General features: G+C 57.7%; 23 protein-coding genes and 3 pseudogenes. 8 read left to right on the forward strand and 18 right to left on the reverse strand.

Translation table 11 applies throughout. From position 1 onward, the window contains the following. Positions 1 to 298: 298 nt before the first annotated feature. The 6 genes from KIP88_RS39595 to KIP88_RS39620 form a co-directional block, all read right to left on the reverse strand. Entirely contained in the window at positions 299 to 586 is a 288-nt protein-coding gene (locus KIP88_RS39595) for an amidohydrolase family protein (protein ID WP_214493562.1), read from the reverse strand. A 146-nt stretch (positions 587 to 732) separates the two neighbouring features. Continuing rightward, a complete protein-coding gene (locus tag KIP88_RS39600) occupies positions 733 to 1,569 on the reverse strand; it encodes an amidohydrolase family protein (RefSeq protein WP_249791368.1) in 837 nt (278 codons plus the stop codon). Between the two features lie 158 nt (positions 1,570 to 1,727). Continuing rightward, positions 1,728 to 2,321 carry a DUF1989 domain-containing protein gene (locus KIP88_RS39605; RefSeq protein ID WP_249791369.1) on the reverse strand — a complete coding sequence of 198 codons (594 nt, stop codon included), beginning with the start codon at positions 2,319 to 2,321 and terminating at the stop codon, positions 1,728 to 1,730. A 24-nt stretch (positions 2,322 to 2,345) separates the two neighbouring features. Further along, entirely contained in the window at positions 2,346 to 3,113 is a 768-nt protein-coding gene (locus KIP88_RS39610) for an amino acid ABC transporter ATP-binding protein (protein ID WP_214493564.1), read from the reverse strand. Next, a complete protein-coding gene (locus KIP88_RS39615) occupies positions 3,106 to 3,828 on the reverse strand; it encodes an ABC transporter permease subunit (protein ID WP_308163748.1) in 723 nt (240 codons plus the stop codon). Before KIP88_RS39615 ends, KIP88_RS39610 begins: the two co-directional genes overlap by 8 nt. Further along, positions 3,765 to 4,394 carry an amino acid ABC transporter permease gene (locus tag KIP88_RS39620; RefSeq protein ID WP_214493566.1) on the reverse strand — a complete coding sequence of 210 codons (630 nt, stop codon included), beginning with the start codon at positions 4,392 to 4,394 and terminating at the stop codon, positions 3,765 to 3,767. The genes KIP88_RS39615 and KIP88_RS39620 overlap by 64 nt, the downstream gene beginning before the upstream one ends. 396 nt (positions 4,395 to 4,790) lie before the next feature. Here KIP88_RS39620 and KIP88_RS48700 point away from each other — a divergent pair. From KIP88_RS48700 to KIP88_RS39635, 3 genes and pseudogenes are all read left to right on the forward strand, one after another. Continuing rightward, a pseudogene (locus KIP88_RS48700) lies at positions 4,791 to 4,964 on the forward strand (LysR family transcriptional regulator); the annotation flags it as partial. A gap of 106 nt (positions 4,965 to 5,070) precedes the next feature. Continuing rightward, on the forward strand, positions 5,071 to 5,301 hold the full coding sequence (locus KIP88_RS48705) for a LysR family transcriptional regulator substrate-binding protein (RefSeq protein ID WP_374226569.1): 231 nt from the start codon (positions 5,071 to 5,073) through the stop codon (positions 5,299 to 5,301). A 1,772-nt stretch (positions 5,302 to 7,073) separates the two neighbouring features. Next, complete coding sequence (locus KIP88_RS39635; RefSeq protein WP_214493569.1) at positions 7,074 to 8,642, forward strand: Fic family protein; 1,569 nt, start codon at positions 7,074 to 7,076, stop codon at positions 8,640 to 8,642. A 541-nt stretch (positions 8,643 to 9,183) separates the two neighbouring features. Here KIP88_RS39635 and KIP88_RS39640 read toward each other — a convergent pair. The 6 genes from KIP88_RS39640 to KIP88_RS39665 form a co-directional block, all read right to left on the reverse strand. Then, on the reverse strand, positions 9,184 to 9,531 hold the full coding sequence (locus KIP88_RS39640) for a hypothetical protein (protein WP_057849681.1): 348 nt from the start codon (positions 9,529 to 9,531) through the stop codon (positions 9,184 to 9,186). Positions 9,532 to 9,589: 58 nt separating this feature from the next. Next, on the reverse strand, positions 9,590 to 10,018 hold the full coding sequence (locus KIP88_RS39645; RefSeq protein WP_214493570.1) for a DUF6527 family protein: 429 nt from the start codon (positions 10,016 to 10,018) through the stop codon (positions 9,590 to 9,592). Continuing rightward, positions 10,015 to 11,211, reverse strand: coding sequence for a ThiF family adenylyltransferase (locus tag KIP88_RS39650; protein WP_249791371.1), 1,197 nt, complete (start codon positions 11,209 to 11,211; stop codon positions 10,015 to 10,017). The genes KIP88_RS39645 and KIP88_RS39650 overlap by 4 nt, the downstream gene beginning before the upstream one ends. A gap of 246 nt (positions 11,212 to 11,457) precedes the next feature. Beyond that, positions 11,458 to 12,759, reverse strand: coding sequence for a group II intron reverse transcriptase/maturase (ltrA, locus tag KIP88_RS39655; protein ID WP_214493571.1), 1,302 nt, complete (start codon positions 12,757 to 12,759; stop codon positions 11,458 to 11,460). A gap of 322 nt (positions 12,760 to 13,081) precedes the next feature. Continuing rightward, positions 13,082 to 13,588 carry a hypothetical protein gene (locus KIP88_RS39660; RefSeq protein ID WP_214493572.1) on the reverse strand — a complete coding sequence of 169 codons (507 nt, stop codon included), beginning with the start codon at positions 13,586 to 13,588 and terminating at the stop codon, positions 13,082 to 13,084. A 214-nt stretch (positions 13,589 to 13,802) separates the two neighbouring features. Further along, entirely contained in the window at positions 13,803 to 14,012 is a 210-nt protein-coding gene (locus tag KIP88_RS39665; RefSeq protein WP_214493573.1) for a hypothetical protein, read from the reverse strand. 1,633 nt (positions 14,013 to 15,645) lie between these two features. Between KIP88_RS39665 and KIP88_RS47120 the strand changes: the two are divergent. Together KIP88_RS47120 and KIP88_RS47125 are read left to right on the forward strand one after the other, a co-directional pair. Continuing rightward, positions 15,646 to 16,281 (forward strand): annotated as a pseudogene (locus tag KIP88_RS47120) (SOS response-associated peptidase family protein). A 135-nt stretch (positions 16,282 to 16,416) separates the two neighbouring features. Continuing rightward, positions 16,417 to 16,647: a hypothetical protein gene (locus KIP88_RS47125; protein WP_249791372.1), complete on the forward strand. Its 231-nt coding sequence runs from the start codon at positions 16,417 to 16,419 to the stop codon at positions 16,645 to 16,647. 193 nt (positions 16,648 to 16,840) lie between these two features. On the opposite strand, the gene KIP88_RS39675 is transcribed toward KIP88_RS47125, so the two are convergent. Beyond that, positions 16,841 to 17,140: a phasin gene (locus KIP88_RS39675; RefSeq protein WP_214493575.1), complete on the reverse strand. Its 300-nt coding sequence runs from the start codon at positions 17,138 to 17,140 to the stop codon at positions 16,841 to 16,843. A 385-nt stretch (positions 17,141 to 17,525) separates the two neighbouring features. Here KIP88_RS39675 and KIP88_RS39680 point away from each other — a divergent pair, with 385 nt between their 5' ends. Beyond that, positions 17,526 to 17,762, forward strand: a complete 237-nt coding sequence (locus KIP88_RS39680; RefSeq protein WP_214493576.1) for a hypothetical protein — start codon at positions 17,526 to 17,528, stop codon at positions 17,760 to 17,762. 453 nt (positions 17,763 to 18,215) lie between these two features. Here KIP88_RS39680 and KIP88_RS39685 read toward each other — a convergent pair whose 3' ends face one another. The 4 genes and pseudogenes from KIP88_RS39685 to KIP88_RS39700 all read right to left on the reverse strand — a co-directional run bounded on the left by KIP88_RS39685 (position 18,216) and on the right by KIP88_RS39700 (position 21,005). Beyond that, positions 18,216 to 18,542, reverse strand: a complete 327-nt coding sequence (locus tag KIP88_RS39685; protein ID WP_082656127.1) for a PilZ domain-containing protein — start codon at positions 18,540 to 18,542, stop codon at positions 18,216 to 18,218. Between the two features lie 607 nt (positions 18,543 to 19,149). After that, positions 19,150 to 19,335 (reverse strand): annotated as a pseudogene (locus tag KIP88_RS39690) (IS5/IS1182 family transposase); the annotation flags it as partial. A gap of 879 nt (positions 19,336 to 20,214) precedes the next feature. Next, positions 20,215 to 20,484, reverse strand: coding sequence for a DUF3551 domain-containing protein (locus KIP88_RS39695; protein WP_082656128.1), 270 nt, complete (start codon positions 20,482 to 20,484; stop codon positions 20,215 to 20,217). Between the two features lie 275 nt (positions 20,485 to 20,759). Continuing rightward, positions 20,760 to 21,005, reverse strand: a complete 246-nt coding sequence (locus KIP88_RS39700; RefSeq protein WP_057900968.1) for a hypothetical protein — start codon at positions 21,003 to 21,005, stop codon at positions 20,760 to 20,762. 528 nt (positions 21,006 to 21,533) lie between these two features. Between KIP88_RS39700 and KIP88_RS39705 the strand changes: the two genes are divergently transcribed. Beyond that, complete coding sequence (locus KIP88_RS39705; RefSeq protein WP_214493581.1) at positions 21,534 to 22,052, forward strand: MarR family winged helix-turn-helix transcriptional regulator; 519 nt, start codon at positions 21,534 to 21,536, stop codon at positions 22,050 to 22,052. Positions 22,053 to 22,162: 110 nt separating this feature from the next. Here KIP88_RS39705 and KIP88_RS39710 read toward each other — a convergent pair whose 3' ends face one another. Next, positions 22,163 to 23,248 carry an IS5 family transposase gene (locus KIP88_RS39710; RefSeq protein ID WP_214493577.1) on the reverse strand — a complete coding sequence of 362 codons (1,086 nt, stop codon included), beginning with the start codon at positions 23,246 to 23,248 and terminating at the stop codon, positions 22,163 to 22,165. A gap of 221 nt (positions 23,249 to 23,469) precedes the next feature. Here KIP88_RS39710 and KIP88_RS39715 point away from each other — a divergent pair, with 221 nt between their 5' ends. Beyond that, positions 23,470 to 24,813 (forward strand): LLM class flavin-dependent oxidoreductase, encoded by a 1,344-nt coding sequence (locus tag KIP88_RS39715; RefSeq protein WP_214493578.1) that lies wholly within the window; start codon positions 23,470 to 23,472, stop codon positions 24,811 to 24,813. The last annotated feature ends 337 nt before the right edge of the window (positions 24,814 to 25,150 follow it).

Raw genomic sequence — 25,150 nt, forward strand, 5'->3', positions numbered from 1 at the left:
TCATACTTAGGTAGCGGTTGCGCGGTTGGCGTGCCAGCAAATTAGCAGAGTCCGCGCGAGCGGTTGGTGGCGATGTTGTTCGGCCAGCGCGTGAAGAAGCTCGATGCTGTTCAACTCGCCTTGGCGCCGGAGACCTCAAGATCGCCATCGCAGCGGCGAAGAAGCTGAGGAGGAGAAGCACGATCCCCCGCACTGTTGAGAGGTGTTTCCGGGGATGAATCAACAGCAGCGCAGTCGCGACCTCCGACTGATTTCTAGCAGCCGCCGTAGGCAAGAGGGCTCTTCTAAGCAGACTTCACTACCGGCCAGCGCCGGCGGGGATCAAGGCCGAGCCGGTGCGCGATCCGCTCCCGGCAAGGCTGGCCTCGGCGATAGCCTTGCCCGCATCGATACCGGTCGCGCGGCCGGAGTCGAATACCACGTTGCCGTCGACAATGACGGTTTGAATGCTCCGACCGTCTGCGCAGTACACTAGATTTCGGACGACATCGTGGCGAGGCGCCCACTCCGGCGTCTCAATGTCATAGAGGGCGAGATCCGCCGTCTTCCCCACCTCCACCGACCCCAACTCGTCGTCCCACAGCACAGACGGGCGCCGTTGAGTGTCGCCATTTCCAGTGCCGTCTCGGCGGGGACCAAGTTGACGTCCACGCGCGTCCTTGAAGAGGCCGGCCGTGATCCCGGCTAGGCGCGCGTGGTCAAAGGTGCCGCTAGAGGACACGCCATCGGCGCCTAGTGAGACGGTGACGCCAGCCTGAAGCATCTCGGGGATCTTGCCGATTTTGGTGACTCCCTTCGCCAGGCGCAGCGCGGCTCCGGGGCAGAACGAGACCTTCGTGCCCCGCTCAGGAGCTCCACCTCGCGATCGGTGACCGCGGTGCAATGCGTAAGTAGCAAGTTTGGCGAGAGAACGCCGAGCTTGTCGAGCTGCGTGATCGGCCACGTGCCCACCCGTTTTTCGACCGCCTTTGCCTCTTCGATCGACGACGCCATGTGGAACGCCATGCCGACTCCGTAGCGATCGGCGAGTGCTCGCAGCCCGGCGAACAGCTCGTCGGAGCAATGGGACAACAGACCATAGATGGATGCCCATGCTCGGATGCGACCGCCAGCGGTGCTGGTCCAGCGGTCCAGAAGCGAAGCCACTTCCTGAAGCGCTGCACCGGCCGACGGCGAAAGCACGCGCTCCTGCAAGTCCGGCAACATGGCCGGCGCCGGAGTTTTCGGTAACAGATCAAACACACCGCGTCCCAGCACTGCTCGCATTCCGCTTTCGCCGACTGTCTGCGCCACCGCGTCCAGGTGACCGTGCGAAACAAGAATGTTCACGCCCACGAAGCAGGTTGTACCGCTGCGGAGCATCTCTAGGCAGGCGAGTCGGGCCGAGACATAAGCCTCCTGCTCTGTAGGCGCTGCGTAGAATGGGCGCGCATACGGGGCGCCCCATGCTTGCGTCGAGAGGTCGTCCGGAATGAGCCCCCGGCTGAGGTGCTCGAAGGTATGCACATGGGTGTTGACGTAGCCCGGAATGACCAGCGGGCCTCGAGGACCGTGCCCGCGGCGCGACAACGCTCAAGATGGCGGGCGTCAAGTTCCGAGGACGGCCCTAGATCTACTATGCGCTAGTTTTCAACCAGGAGCGAGTGACGCTCCAGTATCCGCCGCTTGACGACCATCGTGAGCACGTAGTCGGCGTCCCGAATCAGCAACATGGCGTCAGTTCCTGATCACTTCGTAGGCGACGGGCTTCGGGATGCGGTCGGCGCCGTTGGTGGTAAGATATCCATTGGGCAGGCGGAGAACACAACGATCGTATTCACTTGGGCCGTGAGCAGCACATATTGGCCGGCCTGCACCGGCGGCGGGATCACCTCCAGCGTCCCGTCGGGGCTCACGGGACAATTCTCAAAGATATTAAATGGACAGGGAGAGTGGGGTGCGCGCAACCCGAACTCCAGCAACGCGGTCTTCAGATTTTCTGCGCAGCTCGCGTGGTTCTCGTAGCCGAACATCTTGTAGCGCAAGGGATCGCAGGCGCAGCGCAACGTGTCGTGCACTCCGGGAGAAGTGTCCTCAGTCATCTTGAGCAGCGGCGTGCGACGGTTGGAATAGAGCAGATCGCCCTTTTTTGGGCTGACCCGGCCGATCATGGCGCGGGTGTGTTCCATTGACATGTGCTCAGTCAGGTCGTCGGCAAGGAATGCCCAAGCGTCTACCACTTGGCTACCCAGCGTATTGATGAGCTTGACGCTCCAGCCAGCCTGTAGCTTCACCGCTTTGCCCGAGCATGCGGGTACCACGATCGTCTGCGCAATCGTCATTCCATTCCTCCAATCTTGGACAACCTAGACAAAACGTTGCAAGAACTGCTTGGCGCGCGGGGTGTCCGGGCTGCCGAAAAACTTGTTGGGCGGCGCCGTTTCCACTACCGACCCCTTATCCATGAACAACACTTCGTCCGCCGCCTCGCGCGCGAAGGCGAGCTCGTGGGTAACCACAATCATCGTCTGGCCTTCGCGGGAGAGGTCGCGCATGAGACCGAGCACCTCGCTGACCAGCTCTGGGTCGAGCGAACTGGTCGGCTCATCGAACAACAGCACCTCGGGCTTCATCGCCAGCGCGCGAGCGATGGCCACCCGCTGCTTCTGGCCCCCCAACAACCGGCTCGGATAGGCGTCACGTTTGTCGCGTAGGCCTATCTTATCCAGCAAGAGTGTGGCTTCCGCCACGACCTCGTCCCTGGGCCGACGCTGCACATGAATCGGACTCTCGATGAGGTTACCTAGGACCGTGAGGTGCGGCCACAGATTGAACTGCTGAAACACCATGCCCATGCGTGTACGCATGCGCGCCAGTTCGCGATCGGTCATCTGACGCTCCTGACCGGCGGCCGTGCGCGAGAAGCCGACGCGCTCGCCGCGCAGGAACACCGCTCCCTCGTCCGGTCGCTCGAGAAAGTTCAGGCAGCGGAGCAGCGTTGATTTACCCGAGCCGCTCGGCCCAAGAATGCAAAGCGTCCGCCCGGCCCGCACTTCAAGATCGACCTCCCGGAGCACTCGCAGCGAGCCGAAGCTCTTGCAGATCTGTTGCGCGACAACGACGGGCTCACTCATGGCTACGCACCACCGCGACGCGGTCCGTCGCGCGCACAATCCCTTCGATTGCGGAGCAGATTACCCAGTAGAGGGCAACCGTGACGAGTAGAGTCTCGAATGGGATATAGTAGGTGGCTTGGACCAAGTTCGCCATTGAAGTGAGATCGGGAATTGTTATCATCATCAGAAAGGCTGAATTCTTAACGAGCGTGATCATCTGATTGCCGAGCACCGGGCCGGACGCGATAAGTATCTGCGGAAGAATGATCCGCCCGTAGAGCCCAAGGCCATAGTAGCCGTAGGCGCGCCCGGCCTCCTCCTGCTCTCGCGGCATGTGTGCCCAAGCGCCGCGCAGGATTTCGGCGAAGTACGCAGTGTTGTACACGACCAGCGCCGCCAGTCCGCAAATCCAAGCCGACAGCCTCACGCCGATCACGCGCAGGCAATAGTACACGGTGAAGAGCAGCACGAGGAACGGGAGCGCTCGCAGCAGGTCCACGGCGCCTTGCGCGGCGCGCCGGATCAGCTTCCGCCGCGATACCAGCAGCGTCGACACGAATGCGGCGAGTGCTAACGATAGCGCGCCGGCGAGCGCGCATATCCAGACGGTGTTGAGGAACCCGATTCCGAGGGTGCGCCACTCCCCAAGAACTGCGCCAAAGTTCGCGATCAAAGGACCCCGTAACGTTCGACAATGCGGTGCTCCATGTAACGTTGGACGAGCAGCAGGCACATGACGGCGAGCACGTAGATAGCACCCGCAGTCAGGAAGGGCACAATCGGCTGATAGGTTTGCGTGGACCAGCGCACCGCCACGCGCGTGAGGTCGACGACGCCTATGACCGCAACGGCTGGGCTCCCTTTGATGACAAGGGTAAGCTCGTTCGCGATCGCCGGCATGCTCGCGCGCCACACCTGCGGGAACACAATGCGCCGGAAGATCAACCCCCGCGTCATGCCTACCGCGCGGGCGGCATCGACTTGGCCCGTCGGAAAATCGAGCAGCGACGCTCGCCAGATCTCGGCCTGGAACGCAGAAGTGTTAATAGCAATGACTACGATCGCCGCGACCGGCGGCGACATGGCAAGGCCAATACTCAGCAATCCGAAGAAAACCAGAAGCGCGAGCGTGACCATCGGCGCGGCGCGCGCAAGACTGGTGTGGGCTGCGACGGTTTGCGCGGCAATCGGCACGCGGCCGACGCGTACCAAGGCTAGGAAAAGGCCGGCGAGCATGCCCAGAACGATGCCTGCCGTCGAAACCGTCAGGGTGGTGATCGCACCCTTGGCTAGGTCCAACAGTAAAAATTCCCAGGTCATGGCCGGTGGCGCGATCGGCACTGGCTAGTCAGGCATCGGCCGATTGATCTTCGCACCATCCCCCCTTTTACTTTCTGATACGCAATGGTCCGACTTCCTTCGGGAGCCAGCGTTCAGTTTTTCCGTATTCCTGTTCCGGGCTTCCATCACGCCAGCTTCCGGCGCAGACTGCGCACCTCCTCCGCAGATTAGGAAGAACCGCGCAGTGGGCCCGAACTCAGAATGCAAATCTAAAGCTCGCACAGCCCCCCAACCAGAAAGACTCAAACATCAACCTCCGCGATCGCTCGGCACTTCAACGGATAGTAAGGAGATCGCTGTGTTTCACCTAGATGACAGAATGGTTCGTGTGATACCTGCGAGGCATCACACGCCATGAAGCTGCATCAGGTTCGTGATATGATCGCTGTGGCGGACAAGGGGAGTCTTCGAGCTGCGTCGCGTCATCTAGGAATAGCGCAATCCGCCATTACCCGGAGCATCCGCCAACTAGAGCACGAACTCAGCACCGCCCTTTTCGAGCGACGCAAGCGCGGCACAGTACTTACGCCTATGGGCAAGATCTTCCTGCGCCGCCCCCGCATCGCCGCAAGTGAATTGGGCCGCGCCCGCGAGGAAATCCAGCGGCACCGGGGGGGGCGTCGATGGAAGCGTCGTGGCCTGTCTTTCCACGGTGCCTCACGTCGCGATGCTGCCGCGCATGCTCAGTGCTTTCCGCAAACGATACCCTGGTGTCAATCTGCATATTGTCGAAGGCCTCACGTATCAGACCGTCCAGGCGCGGCTTAAGGACGGGAGCATCGACTTTTATGTAGGTAACGTTCCCAAGAGTAGCTGGGAATGTGCGATGGACGGGCCGGCATCTGAAATTGTGGCATTGTCCTAATTGGGACACGCGACGGAACAAACTAAAACAGTGTCGTCGTTCTCAGGCTCGGGCAAATACAGCAGTGCTATTAGCCCCACCACAAATATCAAAAATATAAGTCCAGAACGCACAGACAATTACTCTTCATCCAGGTAATCAAGCGGGCTCCTAAACCAGAAATTGCACTCGCGCAAACTCTGGTGCGGCTCTACGGCTTCAAATTAATGGCAGAAGCGGCCCAATAGGCCGACGTGCGCTCCCAGTGGAAACTGTGCTTGGACCGCACGCTTCGCTCCCAAGCCGCATCAGGTTGTACTGTAACCAGATCGCTTGCCGCGCGTCGCGCTTGCTGGACCGAAACAACGTCTCCCCATACGCACCCATGCAAACTTGGTAGAAATGGCTAGCCATGTACGGCTCCTGTACTGTTTCACCGAATTGAGATGGGCTTAACCCGGTCGTGAAGAGGGCCATGCTAAACGCTCGATAGTAACGATCTGTCGATATTGTTTAATGCAACGCGTGCCCCCTCGACGCTTAGATTCCGCTTTCGAGCGTCATTTTCGACGGATTTCACCAGGCCGATTATGCACTTGTGTTGGCTTCGACCCAGCGATCGGTTTCACCGACGTCAAGGTGATCGCGAGTTTGGCGAATTGCCCAACGGTCCGCGCGCTCAGAATTGCGTTCGGGTGACCCGCATTGTCCCCATTTTTAATCTGCGCTAAGGGGAAAACGAACCAAGGATGGAACTCCTGACATCGATGCCGCCGGATTTGCCCAGCGCAGCAAGACAGGTCGGCAGTGGCGCTGCTGAGATTCAGGAGGTGATCCGACGATTCGTATGGGAAATCAGATCGATCAATTTGGGTCTGGAGGAACTTCGCCAATTCCAGGCCAATGTACTTGGGATTACTGGGCCACAATGGATGCCCGATGGGGCCGAACTACGTCCGCGTCGTAGGTCAAGACGAGATGATACTGATTTCGTCATTCGCCGAAGCAGAGTTCCGAGAACTTGGCGCAGAGTGGATTGAGGAACTCGTAAAGAAAAGCTCGCACCAAGACCGTATGACCTCGAACAACCGATAGGGAAAGAGCAGTACGACCTCACAGACGACTACCCGAACACATATGGCCGTGATGAGATTGTGTGTCCGTTTTGTACGACCAAGTTTTGGCGACTGTTGGAAGCACCGAACAGATACCGGCACAGAGAAGTGCGTTTGCGGAAGCGAGTTTCGTTGGACTCGAAACGTAGTCGCCAAGTAAGCGATCGGATTGGTTTGCCGTGACGGAATTTCCGGACGCGGGCCATCTCTTTAAGGGGGAGCATCTTCCGTCTCTCAGCCCCTCACGCGCGGCGAGTTTTCGGACATGCTGAGGATGCTTGAAACGAGCCGCCTGAGGGATTTTCACTTCACCGTCGAGAACGAGGCCGAGGGCTCATGGCCGGTGTTTGGCTGGCCATGAATTGTCGCATCGATGTTAGGGGTGTGCAGCCAGTTTGAGGATGGCCGCCTTTTTTGCTCAGCGAGGCTTAGCAAGAAGGGCCAAGTTCGAGGCGGATCCATTGCTAGCCGGGAGTGAAAGCAGGGATATCCAGCCCTCGCTCACGAAGCCTCTTTTTGGCAAATTATTGCCAATTAGCCCGATTTTCGACATTTCGGATCACTTTGAGCCAGGAAATGACAAATTGGGTTGATTTTCGACCCGAGAGCCGGTAAGTTGTTTTCGACAATATTACTATTTTAGCGGCAAAATTCGACATTCCATATGGATTTTCGACCATGCGGCTGAACTTTGCGGAGACAAAGGCTTTCCAAGGCAAGGCACTGCCTACCGAGACCCAACTCGTCGGGCTGTCAGCATTGGTCCAGATACTATCGGTTGCGGCACCCGTCCGTCGGCCTAGCGCCGTGTCGGAAAAGCATATCCGTGGCAGCCACCGGGATGAAGGCGACTGGCGGCTGTTCGACAAGAGATATTGGCCCGGCGACAATTTTGCAGATCACCTCACCTTTGCCCTGCGCCACGAAGACCTCGATCTCCTCGTGCTCAAGCGCGTGTTCAAGGCGGTCCCGAAGGCAGAAATCCGTGACTTCGTCACAGCGGCACCAACCGGTGTGCCCGCGCGCCGGGTCTGGTTCCTCTACGAAATGCTAACTGGCGAGACGCTCGACATTCCGGATACCCCGAACGTCGCAGCTGTCGATTTGTTCGACCCGAAGGCTTATTTCACAGGCAAGCCCAAGCTGTCAAAACGGCACCGCGTTCGCAACAATCTGCTCGGAACGAAAGATTTCAGCCCAGTCATCCGAAGGACTTCCGCGCTCGTTGCCCTCACAGAGAGTGGTCTTGCGGAAAAGGCCCGCGAGACCGTCGGGCGTACCGGCGGCCATGTGGTCTCCCGCGCCGCGAGTTTTCTGTTGCTCGCCGATAGCCGCGCAAGCTTCGAGATCGAAGGCGAACGCCCGCCCAGGAACCGGCTGGAGCGGTGGGGACGCGCTGTCGTGCAGGCAGGCAAGCATGCTCTGACCCTTGAAGAGATCGTGCGGCTACATAGCGTCCTCATCGAAGACACCCGGCTCATTCATCCAGGCCTTCGGCCAGATGGCGTTTTTCTGGGTGAGCGAGACCATGAGAACAATCCGCTGCCTGAGTTCATCGGCGCCAGACCGGACGACCTGACCAGCCTCATGAAAGGCCTGATCGACGCTAACGCGCGTATGCGCGATGACGGGATTGATGCCGTTCTACAAGCGGCAAGCACAGCTTTCGGGTTCGTCTATGTCCATCCGCTTCAGGACGGCAACGGACGCCTGCATCGCTGCCTCATCCACCATGTTCTGGCGGAGCGGAAATTCACGCCGCCAGGCATAGTGTTTCCGGTGTCGTCCGTCATGCTCGACCGGATTGATGACTACCGCACTACCCTGCAGTCCCATTCCGGGCCCTTGATGGAGTTTATCGACTGGAAACCGACATCGGACAGGAATGTCGAAGTGCTGAACGATACCGCCGACCTCTACTGCTATTTCGATTGCACCGACGAAGCGGAATTTTTGTATCAGTGCGTCAAGAGAACGGTGGAGCACGATCTGCCGCACGAAATCGATTATCTGCGCCGTCACGACGAAGCCCGCCGCAAAATCATGGACACGGTTGAAATGCCGGATCGCCTTGCAGACGACCTGCTTCTGTTCATCCGGCAGAACAAGGGCGTGCTTTCCAAGAAAAGAAGGGAGCGCGAATTCGAGAAGCTAACGGACGATGAGGTTGCCAGCATCGAGGCCGTTGTCCGGGATGCATTCGAAGGATTTGAAGATAGCTCAAACGAGCAAAATCACGCCCCGTAAGCTTTCGCGACAAAATCCCTTATGTCGCTGATCAAGCTTGTGCAGCCGATTGAACAAAAAAATCGGGACAGCAGAAACCGACAAGTGAAGGCGATTCTCCGCGACGGCTGTCGCGAGCCTCTCTCGCGACTATGAACCCGTGACGGCGAAGTTGGGCGCTCCTCTCACTCTGTCATGCCCAGCGGTCTCACGACCGCGCGCCTTGTCCTCGAAGATTGGCGCATGCGCGCCGAACAGCAGGGAGGCGATCTACGGCTGACCGCATCGACCCCAGGCCGGCGAGGTAGACAGAGGTGAGTTCGATCCCTTTCAGGGTGGGAATGATGAAGAAACCGCTCGCGTGCGGCAAGCCGTGTAGACAGCGAAGATGGGTAGTTCGGCCCTTCGACCTAGCGGGGACATCTTCGCGTTCCCTCACCTGCGAGCCAAAGGCCGAGGTGGGGCGCGTCCATCCGAAACTGCGAGCGAAGAGCGCAGGGCAAGACCTGGTTGCGCGTCTTCGCTTGCCGGCCGCACGAGGTAGGTGCTGACGTTCATGCCGTCAGCCGGCCTGCTTCGACGGGAGGCAATTGCGCTTCATCGGCTTCGGTTGCTCGGGAGCGGCCACCTCCGTCTCTACCGGCACCTCCGCAGCCATCGGGCGCGTTTCCATGAAATTGAGGAAGGCACGTCCCTTTTCGGTGATGCGCCAGCCACCGTTCATGCGCTCAACGAGTTCTTGCGAAAAGATGTCGAGGTTCGGCACACGGGCGGCCAAGCTCTTGGTGCGCTCGGCCCAGTCCCGACCGCTCGTCGCTAAAATGGCCATGTCGCGCTTAAGCTCCGCCATCCTTGCGAAGCCGTCCGGATAGCTCAGCAGGATCTTCAGGACTGTGACCTGGAAATTCACCTGAGTGACAACATGATGTTGTTCGCGCGTGCACGCGGAGCGTACTCGTCGAATGACATCAGAACCAGTTCATAAACGCTTGCCACAGACCTTTGATTGCGTCCCAAAGACGTCCCCAGAAGCCTCGTTCTCTCCTGTAGCGTTCGGTATGAGCCTGCTGGCGCGCGCGCTGGTCGCTGGCCCGGTTGGCCGCGATCTGCTTCGGGGTAAACGCGGGCGCCCATTCTATGCAATTGTCCCTGATCCAATAGTGCGACTGGCAGCCCGCGCTCCAATTGCCGATGGACGGAGTTAGGCTTACGGCCCCGTCCTCAGTTTCTAGCCGCCACCGGCCGGGCTTGAGCGGTGTCACGATCTTAGTGCCACATCCGCAACAGCAGTTATGCGCCGCCGTGCGGAACTTGAGGGAGATGTAAATAACTCCGTTGTCGAGAACTTTGGGTATGCGCTCGACGAGCTCGGGCCGGATGGCATCGATCCTGTTCATATGGAATCACCCTTCGCGAGAAGGCTATTTGCAATTGTATAAGAGACAAAACGCTCCTTACCCAAGTTGAAATAAAAGCCACGCAGCTTCTTCCAAGCGATTACAGCCAAACACGCGTTAAGTGCATTGAGATCGGCAACTTGGATATTCTTGTCGTACTCATTATTTGCGTCGTCCGTGGCGAACGATATGCGAGACCGCGCGCGTTCTCGGGCGTCGGGTAAGCTAAGGATGCTGCGGAGCATACCGCCAATTGAATTTCGCTTGGCATACAAGCCTATTCCGACGTCCGCGAACGGCGTCCCGAGCGCTTCCAGCTTGTCCACGACCGCGCGCTTCGCAGCTCCTCCTTCCATGCAAAGGAAGACAAAGGACATGCTGCCTAGCTTATCCGCGTTGGTCGCATCGATATGGATGGGATGTGGAATAATTCCACGATGCATACGGGCGTAAATCGACGCGAAGTATTCCACCTTGAGCGGCTGCGCTCGCAAATCTTCGATTTCGGGTGCGCCTGGCGCCCGGAAAGCATTGTGTGTCAAGAAGCGGTCGGCATCAAAAATATGGATCTGCTTGACGGGAGTCTTGGCGACCATATCGAGCACGTACGATCCGGTTCCGCCAACCCCGACGATTGCGATCGCATCCTCCGCAAGCCTCGCGGTAATTGTGTTGATTTCCGCTCTTGCGGACGCAGTATCGAGGTAATTGAATGGTAAGTTGTCGTCCTCAGGCTCGATGACCTTGTGAGTTTTCGCTGTGACCAAAGGGTCTATGTCAGCAACGTGCTTACCGAGGAGCGCGACATAGGCCGTCATCTTTTCATGGTAATTTTCATAGTGCCCGCGCGCCGGCTTTCGGGAAAAGGAATGTTGGGCGACGAACCCGTGGCCAACATCGTACGATCCGCTCTGATGCTTCAGAACTTCGAGCGGCTTACCGTTACTGTCGCAAGGATATTCGCCGATAAATTTGGCCGTGTGATCTTGCGGCTGAGCCGTAACGTCGCCAGCAAGATCGAGGTTCGATGCCAGCGCACCGACCGCGATTTCACGCTTGCTGTTGACATAGGGGACGTCGTGAACGACCAGGTAGCCGGCGCCCGTTACCTGGACGTTATATCCCTCCCTGCGCAACAGTTCTAAATCGGAGCTACGATCGATTGGTATGATCGACATCGAAAATGGTGCCATGTTTTCTCACGGTAACCGTGCCGTTTGGAGGAAGGTCACCGTGATGCGGGACACTCTTTGCGTGTTCGAAGCTCACCGTGAATTCCGGGTCTTGCCCGGTCGGCAGGTAGGGTCGAGGGCTGGCGCGCCGGTGTGGCCCGGGGGTCCCGACCCACACCACGTCTCCAGCCCCCTCCACGTCGCACGCAACGTGCGGATTTCCCGCATTGCGCGCCCCCATCTGCTTCACGCCAAAGCTTATGGGACCTATCCTGCTGGGGCGACTTTCGGCCCGTCGCGTCGCACTCGATAAGCGTTGAACAGCCCTAGAGTGTCGTACAGCCACCGCCTATTCCATCGTTCCCAGCCGAAGCCCTTTCGTTTCTGAGCATGCGCCAGATGGCGCCTGACCTTCCTCTCCACCCAGTCTTTGATGAAGCTGAAGCACTCGCTGGAATGCCCCACCGCGAAGTAGTTCACCCATCCCCGTAGCACCGGATTGATCAGGGCAATCACCCGTTCAATCGGTTGCGACCGGTGTCGGCCGAACACCTCTTTGAGCGCCCGCACCAGCGCCGTCCGCTTTTTGAGCTTGGGCGTGTAATGCGGCCGCATCGCTCCGCTTAGACCGCGGAGGTAGCGGAACTCAAAGCCCAGGAACCCGAAGCACTCACCGCGCTCAAGGTCCACTGTGCGGCTCTTTTCATCATTGATTTCAACCTGCAGCTTGCCGAACTCCTCCCGAAGCCGCTTGTCCACCGCCCCGACCAGCCAGTCATGTCGCTTGTAGGCGTCGATCAAGATCACCAGATCGTCAGCGAACCTCGCATATTCGATGTAGGTGTACTTGCCATTGCGCGTGACCTCCCGCGCCCGCTCCAGCATCTTGTCCACCTCATTGAGGTAAAGGTTGCTGAGCAAGGGCGAGATGACTCCGCCTTGTGGAACGCCCTTCTTGCCAGAAGCCTTCAGCATAACCTTCAGAAGGTGCATGATGTCCGCGTCATCTATCCGCTGCGCCACTTTCGCCAACAGCCGGTCGTGCCGAACATTGTCAAAGTAGGCGCGCAGATCAAAGTCGAGGACCCGCGTCTTCCGCCGGACTATCGCCTCGGCAACTCGCTTGATCGCATCATGAGCTGTCCGCTTGGGACGATATCCAAACGATCCCGGTTGGAAATCCGCCTCGAAGACAGGCTCGAGTATGAGCTTGAGCGCGCCTTGCACCACTCTGTCACGGATCGCTGGAGTCGAAAGGACACGGACTTTGCCCCCGTCCTTCGGGATCTCCTGCCTCCGCGCGGGAAGTGGCTGGTAGGTGCGCCCGATCAGTTCGTCCCGTAACTGCTCGAGCAGAGCCTCCACGCCTTGCGCCTCGATGGCCTCGAAGGTGACCCCGTCTATTCCCGGTGCCCCATCGTTCCTTTTGGCCATCTCATACGCAGCGCGCAGGGTCTCCATCTTGCAGACGTGGACGTATAGTCCCCAGAACCGCCAGGACGGTTCAGCCTTCGCCTTGACGTATATTCTCCGCCTCAGGTCCTGCAAATCAATGGACGCCTTTGTCATCTCGTCCTTGCCTTCCCCTATGTTGGAGACATTGCAAATGGCAGGGCCCCTTCGCTCCGCGGACATTATTCCGCTTCATCGCTACTACGGACCCAGCCGCCACCCTCTCGTCTTCGGCCGACTTCCCGGTTTCGCCGGTTATACGGCCTACCTTGCTCCGACGATTTCGCGCCGGGACGAGGAGGGCTTCTCCAGTTGCTTAGCATGTCCTTGTCACCGTGCTGTCGCTTCCACCCCGCCGAGGTGAACATCCGTATCGGTCAGTCTTCGGCTGCTCATGCGGCCTTCGCCCTCCGGTTGAAGGCTCGGCCCTCGGGGATACTCATTTTCGAGGCCACAATGCGTTCACTTTTATTACGGCCCGGTGACTCGTAGCCTTCCCACGGAAGACTTCGTCGATAGGCTTCAGAGTTTCAGTTTCCATCACCTCTGCCATCCAAACTACGGGGCTCTGACTTCTACCCCGGCAGGTTTGTCTCCTGCTGAACATGCCAGCCTTCGCTGGACACACAACCGGAAAGGCGATTTTCACGAGTTCATCGAACGTCAAGACATCATGATCGACGACGACGGGGTCGGTGTTGACGATAATGACGTAATGCTTTTCGGGGGCTTCACCACGATGGAAGTGCTGGTCTTGTGTGAGATCGATCTTTGGACTGTCGATTCGCACTAACCTGTCTTCTTGGTTACCCTCGCCCCCCTTGTACAGCACCTGACCTTCGGGAACCTGCCCGAGTTCATAAAGGCCAACGCCTGTCGTCGGGTTCGGCGAGTGAAGCGGTTTCTGATCGATATGGATACGCACGTCCGGCTTGTCGTCCGACATGATGGCCTCGTTGGTCTAGCGATAGTGCAGATTTTCGCTTTTGGAGGTGAAACTGGATTGCTTCTCTGGAGGCGACACCGACTTTGATCTCTAAATGGGATTCGTCAGGGAAAGATCGATGGGGCTTAGGCTTGCTTCCGGAGTCAGCGCTGAAGTCGCCCCAAGATTGGATCGGATGGAGAGGCGGACCATTCTTGCCAGCACAAGGGTTACGTCAGCGTGGCGACGGTTTCGGCTGCATCGTTTCGATGCCGGCCTGTGGCTGGCCAGCCGCACTGGACCAGTGCTCGGACCGCCTTAGTTCGCTTCCCAGCCGCATCACGTTGTACTGCAGCCAGATCCTTTCCCGCTTCACGCGGTTGCTGCGCCGAAACAACGTCTCCGCATAGATGCCCATGCGGAGTCGGTAGAAATGCCCAGCCATGTCCTGCTCTTATGCTGTTTCGCCGAACTGAGATCGCATCATTATTGACCTTGCCGACCCCCAACAGTCGGCTCGTGAAAGAGGGTTACGTTTAACTCTGTACAGTAACGACATGTCGATATTGATAAATGCAAGGGGTCCCGGGTTGATGCCTAAATTCCGCGTTCGAGTGTCTTTTTCGACGGATTTCACCACACCGATTTGGATCTGCGAGGCTGGCGCGAGCGCTTTCTGGAAGGCATCTTTGAATGGCCGGCGGCGGATGTCACGGATCAGTCGGCCGAGCGGGGTGGTCAGGAAGCGCAGCTCGTGACGGCGGCGGTTGTCCAGGCTTCTAGGCCGCGCGCAGCACCTGGCGGATAAAGGTTTTCGGCCATGGCGCACGCCTATTCCGACGACGGAATGGTCGGTGAAGCCGTCGGGTGCTTTTTGCAGAACGCCGCCGTGATGCGAGCCAGGCGCTCTCGCGCAAGCCAGGCTTCGTCGCCTCGCTTTTAGCCGCTGCGGCAACCCAGCCATCGGCGATTTCACTGACGCCAAGGTGATCCGGAAGTTCGCCGAAGTGCCGGACGATCTGAGCGCGCTGTGAATTGGTTCGCGCGGACAGCATTGTCAATATTTTTGGTCTGCGCTAAGGGAATTAACGAAGGATGGAACTCCTGACATACGATGCCGCCGGATTTGCCCAGCCCAGCAAGACAGGTCGGCGGTAGGTCTCCTGAGACTCAGGAGGTGGGCCGCCGATTCATGTGGGAGATCAGATCGATCAATACGCATATGCCGGCGCAGGGATCGATCCGATTGCGATTGATTGTGTACGCTGACCACAATCCGAAATAGTTGTCCTAAAAGGGAAGTATTTGCGGGATCAGGCAAGGTCATGTTGGGGAAACGCTCGGACGGCATGGGCAGCGGGATGACGCCAACGGTTCGCCGCGACAAGTGCGCGCCCGCGCAATGATGCGGGCCGTTGCCGAAGGTCTCGTGAGGATTGGGCTCGCGCAGCCCGTGGTAGTTCTCGCCATCTACGAGCACGGGCGGTACACCGAAGAGGTTTAGGCGACCGCCGTTGGTTGCGAGAGGCTCCTTCACGGCACTAGGTAAGGCAACCTGAGACGTGTATTTTCAGCAACTCGATAGGTCGCAGGCTTCCAATACCCTCAACGATTTTTCTAAAACACAGTTAGAAAACTCACTACTGCCAACGCAGTCATCGATCGCTTTGTTAGTTTGATTTGTCACACAGCCTGAGTAATTGTGGCCCTTGTCTTCCCCGAATTTCTGCCGAAATTTAGCGAGGCAGGATTTGCTCGCTCTTCCAGTCTGCGCGATCCACTTGTCACGAGCGATAGGCTCCGCCTGCACAAGCAGCGTCGACCCAAGCAGCATCGCGATGACCAAAGCATATCGCATGTTCTTATCTCCGCCGGTTAAATCGGACGATACATGAAAACGCTGGACGGCACTCTACATAGGCGCGTCCTAGACTGCTCCGGACCGCAGAGCGCCCATACCCGCGTAGTTTCTCGCGCTGGTGGCCAGAGTCCGTTGTGGGTCAATCGCTTCGGTCTGACGCACCATCCCGAAATCATAACCCTGCTTCAGCCTGTTGGCCGGGCGACCTAGACTGATGATGTGCAATCTCTATTCGATCACAACAACAAATCAGGAAGCGATCATCCGGCTGTTCCGCGTGATCAATCGCTACGTTGGAAACCTCGCCCCAATGCCGGGGGTCTTCCCCGACTATCCGCAGCACCGACAACGGCACTGAGCTAACGATGATGCGCTGGGGTATGCGGCCGCCACCGAGGATTGCCGTCCCTCCGGTCACGAACATCCGGAACACCTCGCCGCCGCACTGGCGCGGCTGGCTGAAGCCGGACAGCCGCTGCTTGGTGCCCGTGAACAGCTTTGCCGAATACTCCCAGAGCCCAACCCCGAGACCAAGAAAGAGGACGTCGTCTGGTTTGCCCTGAATGATGGCCGGCCGCTATTCGCATTTGCTGGCATCTGGACCGAGTTCAAAGGCCCTCACCTCGTCTACGGTTTCCTGACGACATCGGCGAACGCAGTCGCCGAGCCGATACACCCAAAGGCTATGCCGGTGATCTCGACTGCGGGCGAACAGCGCGACGTGCGGATGCGCGCGCCGTGGGGTGACGGGAAGGCGCTACAAAGACCGCTGTCGAATGGACTTATGATCGTAAAGCGGGGTGCGGATAAGGAAGACGCTGTTCGGGCCCTATTACAACGGCCAGATTTCTAAGCCTCTACCAACAAGCGTAACTTTGCCTCATATCGAACGCTTTGCTCGCCAACGAGGGCCATTGCATCCGCCTTGGCCAAGGAATCCGATGTGTTGGACCCGGGCCGCCGTCGGTCGCCCGGTCGGGGTACGTTCTTGACTAGTCATTTTACCCTGCCACCTTCCAGCGGAACACTCATAGCTCCCCATGTAGAACACAAAGGCGTCGCCGCCGTGTATCTGGCCATCGCGCAGTATCAGGACGCCGCCGACTTCATCGGCTGTGCCGTCGTGTGCCGTAGCGCTCAACGAATAGAGTCCATTCCTAATCATTATCTTTTCTTGCGCCGCTTCAGCTTTGCTTTGATGGCGGTCCAGTCAATGTAGTCATAGTCGCCGGACCACGAATAGACCTCGACACCGCACACCTGGCATCTGAACGTGCCAACGTCCTGCAACACCTGACGACATTGCGTTGCTTTATAACCTGCGTTGCAGTTCGCGCAACAAAACACGACGATGATCTTCGCGCCGGTAGCTATCCGGCTATTCTCACGTTTGATTGATGGTCTTGCTGGCACTAGTCAGCCGAACCCGAAACGACACGAATAAGATCAGTCGTGATGTCGATTTGCGAGCGGCAAAACGCGAACTGTAATGCGGTAGCTTCCGAAAGATCTTTGGCGCCCGCAACCTTTCGGGCGTAATCCATCCGCACGGTAACAATTCGCTCTAGCAGGGCGAGCGGTTGCGCAGAGGTCGGCGCGCCCAATTTACTCACTGCATCGAAGAACAGCGCCAGCGCGCTTTCGGCATTATTAATTCCGATTGCGACGAGTTCGCGTACTGGTGCGGGCACCTCTATCTTGGTTTCCATCATCGGTGGTGCCAATCAATTGGCGTGAACCGAAGCCTCCGTCTTTCCATTTCTTCGCGAAGCTCGTCCGCGTAGGCGCGGACCCCATCACCAGCAAAGCGGTAGCGGCTTCCAGCATCTAAGACGACTTGCTCACGGACGTTCTCGTAAAACGCCAATAGGCGTTCGTCCTTCATTTGGGAATAGTTCATGGATCGCCTAAAATGCTTTTGCCGAAAATGACATTTTAAGCCGCGCTTCGGCATTGTGCCAAGGGATATTTCGTTTTATGCAAAGATAAGCGCATCAAGCGCGGCGCAAAGAGGACAGCGGCGAAAAAATTCACGGCATCCGCCGCGAAAGTCGCATGCTACGATTCTTCGCGGTGGTTGGGCGTCGGGAACGCGAAATGAACCTTCCGACTCATCGAGAGCGACAGGTCATGCAACGCCTCCGTGGTGGTGCCTGGATCAAGGCTTTCACCCTAGCGAACTCGCCCAAGACTATCCAGAACTTGCTTGCGAAAGGCTGGATCGAGAGCCGCGGTACCGCAGGTGAATTAGCCTACCGCCTGACTGATAAGGGCCTGGAAGCAAAAAGGGCGCCGGTGCAAATCTGCCCGAAGAAGGCCTCAGCTACCCTCTGAGAGCCTTCAGCCAAGAGTGCCCCGGCGGGAAAAGATAGCCGTTTACGACCTTGAGACCAGTACTCGTCAGATCGCCAACGGAGGTCTCAGCCGCCGCGATGATCTGTTCGGCAATAAATTTTCGAATGGACTCATGGTCCCGGTCCGGCGGAAGCTTCCGACAAGCATATTCAAGCGCCGCCGTCATGTTAGCGAGAGTGGTTTGATCGAATTGCAAGCAGTGAGTTCATAGGTCTCGCCGTCGTTGACAATAAACCATACCGCATGCGCGTAAAGATACGCTTCCCCGACGCGAATAACCTATCCCGGCCAGATTGTCCCAGTGAACCGTTATGTCGAGTGGGTGTTCAATTCTAAGCGCAAAAATACCCACTGGGAGAAACGGAAGCTGAAGAGAGCCGCCATTCGGGAATCCAGTTTCACCAATCAATCGCCAAGCCTGCCAAAGTAGCGCTAGTCTGAGGCTGAGGTTGGATACATCGCCCGGAGTGTCGGGCGCGTGCGAATAGTCCGGCTTGTCACAAATTGTACGCCGACTTCCTGGCCGTTTAACCGGACCAACTCGCACCGCCGGAAGGCCAATCCTGTCTTTGAAAGCAATAGGAAAAACTGACGTGATCTCAGGACATCTGTCGATCCATCTATTCGAAGACACGCGCCCGTCTCAGAAACATCAACGAGTACGCAATCACGCCGCCAGGTGCCATCAGCGCCCAAGAGAGTGGCTCGGTACTCATGTTCAAATTGAATGCGCTTCGCTTTTCGCTTATCTCGGTTCATACATTCACGCCGTTCAGTAGCACCTTCAAGAGCGATCTAGAAAGCCGAGACATGAATTACTCCTCCGGGTGGCGCCTCGCTTCCGCCCCTCCCGACAGGCAGTTGGTAATCAGTCAGGATGCTATCCCGTCAGCTCGCTATTAGCCGCGATACGCCAGAGACACAGCCCATCCTCTATTTCAAAGCGCGCGTCCACGCGGCGCGAAACTCGACCAAGGCATCGGCTTTAAATGAAAGCAAAAGCGAGCAGGCTCGAGCAGAGCAGCGCGAGGCCTGCCGCGGTCAGTGCCAGCAGGCTGCCGGAGACAAGATCATGATTGCGCATGAAACATCCTCGAGTGCAGCGCAAGGAGAGCGCCAATTGCTGCCTTCGTTCGACGTTCAATACATAAAACATTACTCGAATTCACTGCACTATTCCTGCTGCTGCTACGAAAGAACGCATTTTTCCAGCGTGATCGGCGGACGGTTCGCCGTCTTACGGCGACGACAAAGAATATCCAGGTTTGCGAATTCCGGCCGTGAAAGAGACCAGCTCTTCGGCGTTTCCAAGCCTAACAAGCGAGGTTGCTAGAGGCCGAGACATTTACACCAATGTCGGGGCACACGTCAGCGCCAGCCGAAACGGCAGGCCGTTGGTATCCGCGAGTGCATGAATCTTGCTGGTCAATCCGCCCCGAGACCGTCCCATCGACGGCCTCCGGTTCCGTGTGATGCACGCGCCATGCTGATACACGCGGACAATGAAGGTGTCGTTCATCTGGACAGCCGTGTCGCGGGCAGCGGCAAATGCGTCTATTATAGGCGGGCGCTCCCTGGGAGTAATCGAAACCGATGATGACGCTGACCGATCTGGAGCTGGAATTCATGAACCGACTCGCGTCCGCGCCCTGGACCAGCACGCCGTTTTTCGACCACGGCTGATCGAACTGGAGCTCGTCAAGGCGGAGCCGCTCGCCTCGGACGAGATTGAGTATCGGGTCACCGAGGCCGGAAGGCGGCCGTCCGCGACGGTCGGCGATCGTTCCGAGGCTTCTCACCGCCACATCGTGGGCGCCTCGCTGAGCGCCCCTTGCGGCCGACCCGCTTCAGGCTGTCGGCCGTGGTCCCGCCCCGCCTTGCCGCTTCAAGGATTTTCGCGGCCACCTGCGTTCGGGTGCCGGTTTCGTACCGCGACACGCCTTGACAGGCATCGTCGAGGACCGCGCAGTAGCGCGGTGGTCTGGGCGTCGAACATCGGAGATTGCCCCTCAGTCGTCCAGACCGAGGATAACTAACGCCGCGTGTTCCAGGATTCACGAAGGCGCCAGAAAATTTCAAGGGCTACCGGTCGGCACCGCTCGCCGCTGCTATTGCCCCGCCCGGCGCAGAGCGGTCTCCAGCTTCTCCTTCTGCTTCTCCCAACGGGTCTCTTCGGCTTGTGCCCGCTTTTCGAGTGTGGCGCGCTGGGCTTCGATTTCGGCGACCCCTCCTGTCGTGCTCCCGCCTGCCCTGCTCGATGCCGCTTGGGCCCTGGCGACTGCCTGCTGGCGGCGCTCATGACTTTGCTCGACCGAGCTACACCATCACGGGGGACACGACCTTTCTCACTGGCCGCCCCGTCGCGTTCTCGATTAACTCGCGCTGTGATCTCATCACACCGCTACTTGCTGCGATATTGCTTCACTACCGCTCAGTATCGGTCCCGATAGGCGCCGCGCCGCTGGCGCGCGAACGCGTACTGGGGATTGATCCCGCAATAGGCGTTAGTACCGCTCGCGGTGGCCATGCATTGGGCGTAGCTGGAGAATTGGCAATTGCCGGGATAGCCCCATATGCGCCCTTGCAAGCAGTAGCTATCCGGCCCAGCAGGCGCGGGCGAAAAATCATAGGTCTGAGCCCGGGCTTGCCATGCTGCCAAAGCCATACCCACGGTCAGAATTGTCAAAGCCAAAGTGCGCATTGGATCCTCCTCGAAGTCGGCACAACGCTAGTGCGCTTAGGCAGCAGGCAATATTGATCCAAGTCAATTCACGTTCTCGATCACAAATACGCAGGTGGTAGTCCGGAATAGGTTAGAATAGCAGGATCGCGATGCTCAGCATGACGGCAGACAAGATACCAATCCTCATCGTGCCGACCTTAAAAGGAAGATCTGCTCCCTGATAAATCTGCAATAAGGATCTTCGCGACCGGCAATACTGTCAGGATGATGATGAGACCGCCAACTGAAGCGCCCTACTTCTTTAGGGACCTCGGCAGAACGGTTGCGAACGGTATGCTGGCGAGCGGTCGCCCAGCTTCATCCGCGATGACCAAAACCTCTGGAACGTCTGGCATACCGCTCTTGATCGCTTCGGCTAAAAGCTCGCGTGTGGCTAGTACAGCCTCATTCTCAGCCGCAGATAAATCTGGTAGCTCTGTTCCTTCCTCATCGAGCGTTATTTCGTTGCCGGCACTTAGGTGAAAGTAGAAGCGTCCCAAGGCGAACTCCGATTGAACAGAAACCTATTTGGTGAGTGGGTTTTCGCAGAGGCCTACCACGCTGGGCATGAGGCACCAAGCACCGCCAATTGGACCACACGCCAAAAAGTTGGTTTGGCTCGCTATGGACGGAGAATTACCATTCCACGGAACGTTGACGTTCCGGGGACCGCACTATTTCGCTCTCGAGCCGCACGGCGTCATTGTCTTTGCCGGCTCCAACAGCCGGCTCGTACAACAGGGTTACGTTCGATCCTGTACAGTAACGACATGTCGATATTGATAAATGCAACGTGTCCTGCGTTGACGCTTAAATTCCGCGTTCGAGCGCCTCTTTCGACGGATTTCACCACACCAATTGTCCGATAATTGCGGAAGTATTTAGGTCTGCGAGGCCGGTGCAAGCGCTTTCCGGAAGACATCTTCGAAGAGTGCCCCCGGATCTTGCGGCAGACGATCAGCCGGCCGAGCGGGGTGCGCAGCTCGTCGCTAAGGGAAGCAAACTCAAGGATGGAACTCCAGACATCGATGCTGCCGGATTTGCCCAGCCCAACAAGACAGGTCGGCAGGAGTCCCCCTGAGATTCAGGAGGTGATCCGGCGATTCGTGTGGGAAATCAGATCCATCAATTTGTGTCTGGAGGGACTTCGCCAATTCCAGGCCAATGTACTTGGCATCACCGGTCCACAATGGATGATCTTGATGGCTTTAGCTGACTTGGACAGAGAAAACGGTGTTCCGGTCAACGTGGTGTCCAAATTGATGCACGTTGACCCTTCGTTCGTTACAACCCAATCAAAGCTGCTGGAGAAAAAAGGCTTCCTGCGGCGCAAGCCCTCCACTAGCGATGCCAGGGTCGTGCAGATGTCGCTGACGGACAAGACTTACAAGCATCTCGCGAGCGTCGCCGCACAACAGGAAGCGCTCGATGAATTTGTTTTTGGTGATTCCGGTGTTCACGAATTGACTGAGCTGGCTAACAGGCTCACTGCACTCAGGCATCGCCTAGAGAAAGCTCGCTTGAAAGTCGCTCTAGCAGCCTGCTGAAAAACCTTGAAATTGGGAGTTTTCTTATTCTCATCGGTCGTTGTTGGGCGGCGCGGTGAAGTTGGATGTAATTTTCTAGTCTGGTGTTGGGTGTACCCTGACGCGGGTGGCTAAGCGGCAAGCAGTTTGGGAATGCGGATCAGGTTATAGGCGATCAGATTGAGCAGGAAGTCGGCGGCGACGCGAGCGATGCCACGATGTTTGGTCTTGCGCATGGTGCCATGCTGCTTGCCCCATCCGAAAATGCACTCGACCATCGCCCGGCGCGATTGCGACATGCCGTACCCCGGATGCCGCGTGGTTCGTTCGTCGATGGCGCTGTTGCGGTTCTTGCCGGTTTTGGTGACGGCCTGGTTCTGTGTCACATGCGGCGTCACGCCGATGGCGCGAAGATTGGCGACATGATCGGCCGTATCGTACGCCTTGTCCTCACCGGCCGTGATGCGGCGGCCTGCGGCTTTGCGTCTCGCCTTCAGCATGGTCTCCGAAGCCCGGCGTTCGGCGGTGCCATTGGCATGCGTGACCCTGCCGGCCACCGCCAGCCCATGCCGGTTCTCCATGGTGGCGTGGCCCATATAGCAAAGCTTGGCCTCCCGTCCGGCTGCCTTGCGATAAAGCCTGCTGTCCGGGTCGCTGGTACTCGCATGGGTGTCGTTCTTGCGCTTCTGGCCGTGGAAGTTGGCGCCATCATCATCGTCGCCGCTGCCGTCCTTGGGACGAAAACTCTTCTGTGAAGCCCAGGCTTCGATCAGCGTTCCGTCCACCGAAAAATGCTCGTCCGACAATAGTGGTTTGACCTGAGAATGGTTCAGAAGCCTGGTCATGAACTTCGTGAACACATCGCCGTTCTGCAGCCGCTCCCGGTTCTTGGTGAAGGTGGTCGGGTCCCAGACCGGATCGTCCGGCGACAGTCCCACGAACCAGCGATACAAAAGATTGTAGTCCAGTTGCTCCATCAACTGGCGTTCCGAGCGGATGCCGTAGAACACCTGCAGCAGCAAGGCGCTCAGCAATTGCTCCGGAGGGATCGAAGGACGTCCCTCGCTGGCGTAGAGCCTCCCAAGGCTGCGGTTCAAATCACTCAAAACATCCCGGACAAGTTCCCGGACCTTCCGCAGCGGATGGTTCGCTGGCACACGCTTATCCGGCGCGATGTACGAAAACAGGCCGCCCTGATCCGTAAACCTGCCGCGCATGATCGTCTCCGCCGATTCGAGATGATAAAGTGAATCATCAAGCCCCCTCCGTGGCGAGGGGGTTCTTCAGCAAACTGCTAGATAGCAGAAGCATGTCACCTACTAATTGATGAGCGTTGGGGACTCAGACGTAGGGCACTCGGACGTCACCTGCAAGGAGTTGGACATGCGACATCTACTACAATCGATGCATGCGGATAGTCCAGTAATGGAGGTACGGCATGCAGCGCAATGATCAAATGGCGCTCGGAGTGATGCTTCTTTCGGTGGGATATCACGAAGCCGCATGGCGCGATCCGAGCGTGCCAGCGAATGGCGGAGTTGATATCGACTATTATGCTTACCTGGCGGCGCTTGCCGAACGAGCGGCGTTTCACTTCGTATTTCTCCCCGATCATCTAAGCGTGGCAGAACCAGATCAAGCGAGCATAGCTCGCGTAAGCCGAAACGAGCGATTCGAGCCAATCACACTGCTCTCGGCGCTTTCATCGAGAACACAAGACATTGGCCTTGTCGCGACAGCGACGACGACTTACCACCAGCCGTACCATCTAGCACGCATGTTCGCCTCACTTGACTACCTATCGCGGGGACGTGCGGCCTGGAATATTGTAACCTCGGCGTCTAAGTTCGAAGCCCAAAATTTTGGCGAACAGGAACTGCCAGATCACGACGAGCGCTATGCTCGAGCGAGAGAATTCGTAGAAGTGGTCAAGGGTCTTTGGGACTCGTGGGAAGACGATGCCTTCATCCGCGACAAGCGAAGTGGTATTTTCGCTGATACCACGAAGCTGCATTTGCTAAATCACCGAGGGGACTACTTATCAGTCAGAGGCCCTTTGAACATCGCAAGGCCGCCGCAAGGATATCCCGTGTTGGTTCAGGCCGGCGCATCCGACTCCGGAATAAGGTTCGGCGCAGAGTTCGGCGAAGTCGTGTTCACCGCTGAACCTTCTCCAGAAAACGGCAAACTGTTCTACGCAACTCTCAAGGAGAATGCCCGCGCATTTGGGCGAAACGATGATCAGGTTCTGGTCATGCCGGGCATTGTTCCGATAGTTGGGAGGACCAAGCAAGAAGCGTCTGATAAGCTTCAAAGGCTACAATCGTACACGCACGTCGACGTTGCAATTGGAGCGGCTGATCGTTGGCTGGGGTCGGTCACCAATTTGCGTTTAATGGACCTCGATTCGTTGGTCCCTGAGCGCTTACCGCAGACGAATTTCATCCAGAGTCGCCAACGGGTGCTGCTCGACGTAGCCGCTCGCCAGAAATTCACCTGGAGACAACTGATCCGCTTGATATCGGACAGCCATGGCCATCTGATGGTTGTTGGAACACCGGACGAAATTGCCAACACGATGGTGGATACATTTGATCAACGCGCAGCTGACGGATTCAACGTATTGCCGGCGACCTTTCCTAGCGAACTCAAGGATTTTGTTGAGCTTGTCGTTCCCGAATTGCGCCGAAGAGGCAAATTCAGATCCGGGTACTCCGGACAAACTTTAAGAGAGAACCTCGGCCTCAAGCGGCCATTCGATCGTTCACGCAGGCATGAGTAAGCCAATGAACGCTGCCGCGGAACTGCCTCGTGAGCGGGTCGGACCGAGCGGAAATCCAGTCAACAAATGCATCGTGCCACCCAGACGCTGTCCTCGGACCAGCGCGGGAGCAGAGATGCTTTTGATTAATTCGGCTCTAGTCCTACTGCGTCATAATTTTCACCGACTTCGACGTGAGATTGGTCTGATGCAACAAGGGCATCGAGATAGTGTGGACACGAGAGCCGCGTTCAATCTTCTCCGAACGGTGGCGATCGAATTTGGGACGTGTCGTTCAGGCCGCAATGGCGGATCCCCTCGGTCGATTAGTTTCGGGAATTGCAGCTTCCTTGAACAA

This window comes from Bradyrhizobium sp. SRL28 (assembly GCF_018596315.1).
In the GTDB taxonomy this organism is placed as follows: domain Bacteria; phylum Pseudomonadota; class Alphaproteobacteria; order Rhizobiales; family Xanthobacteraceae; genus Bradyrhizobium.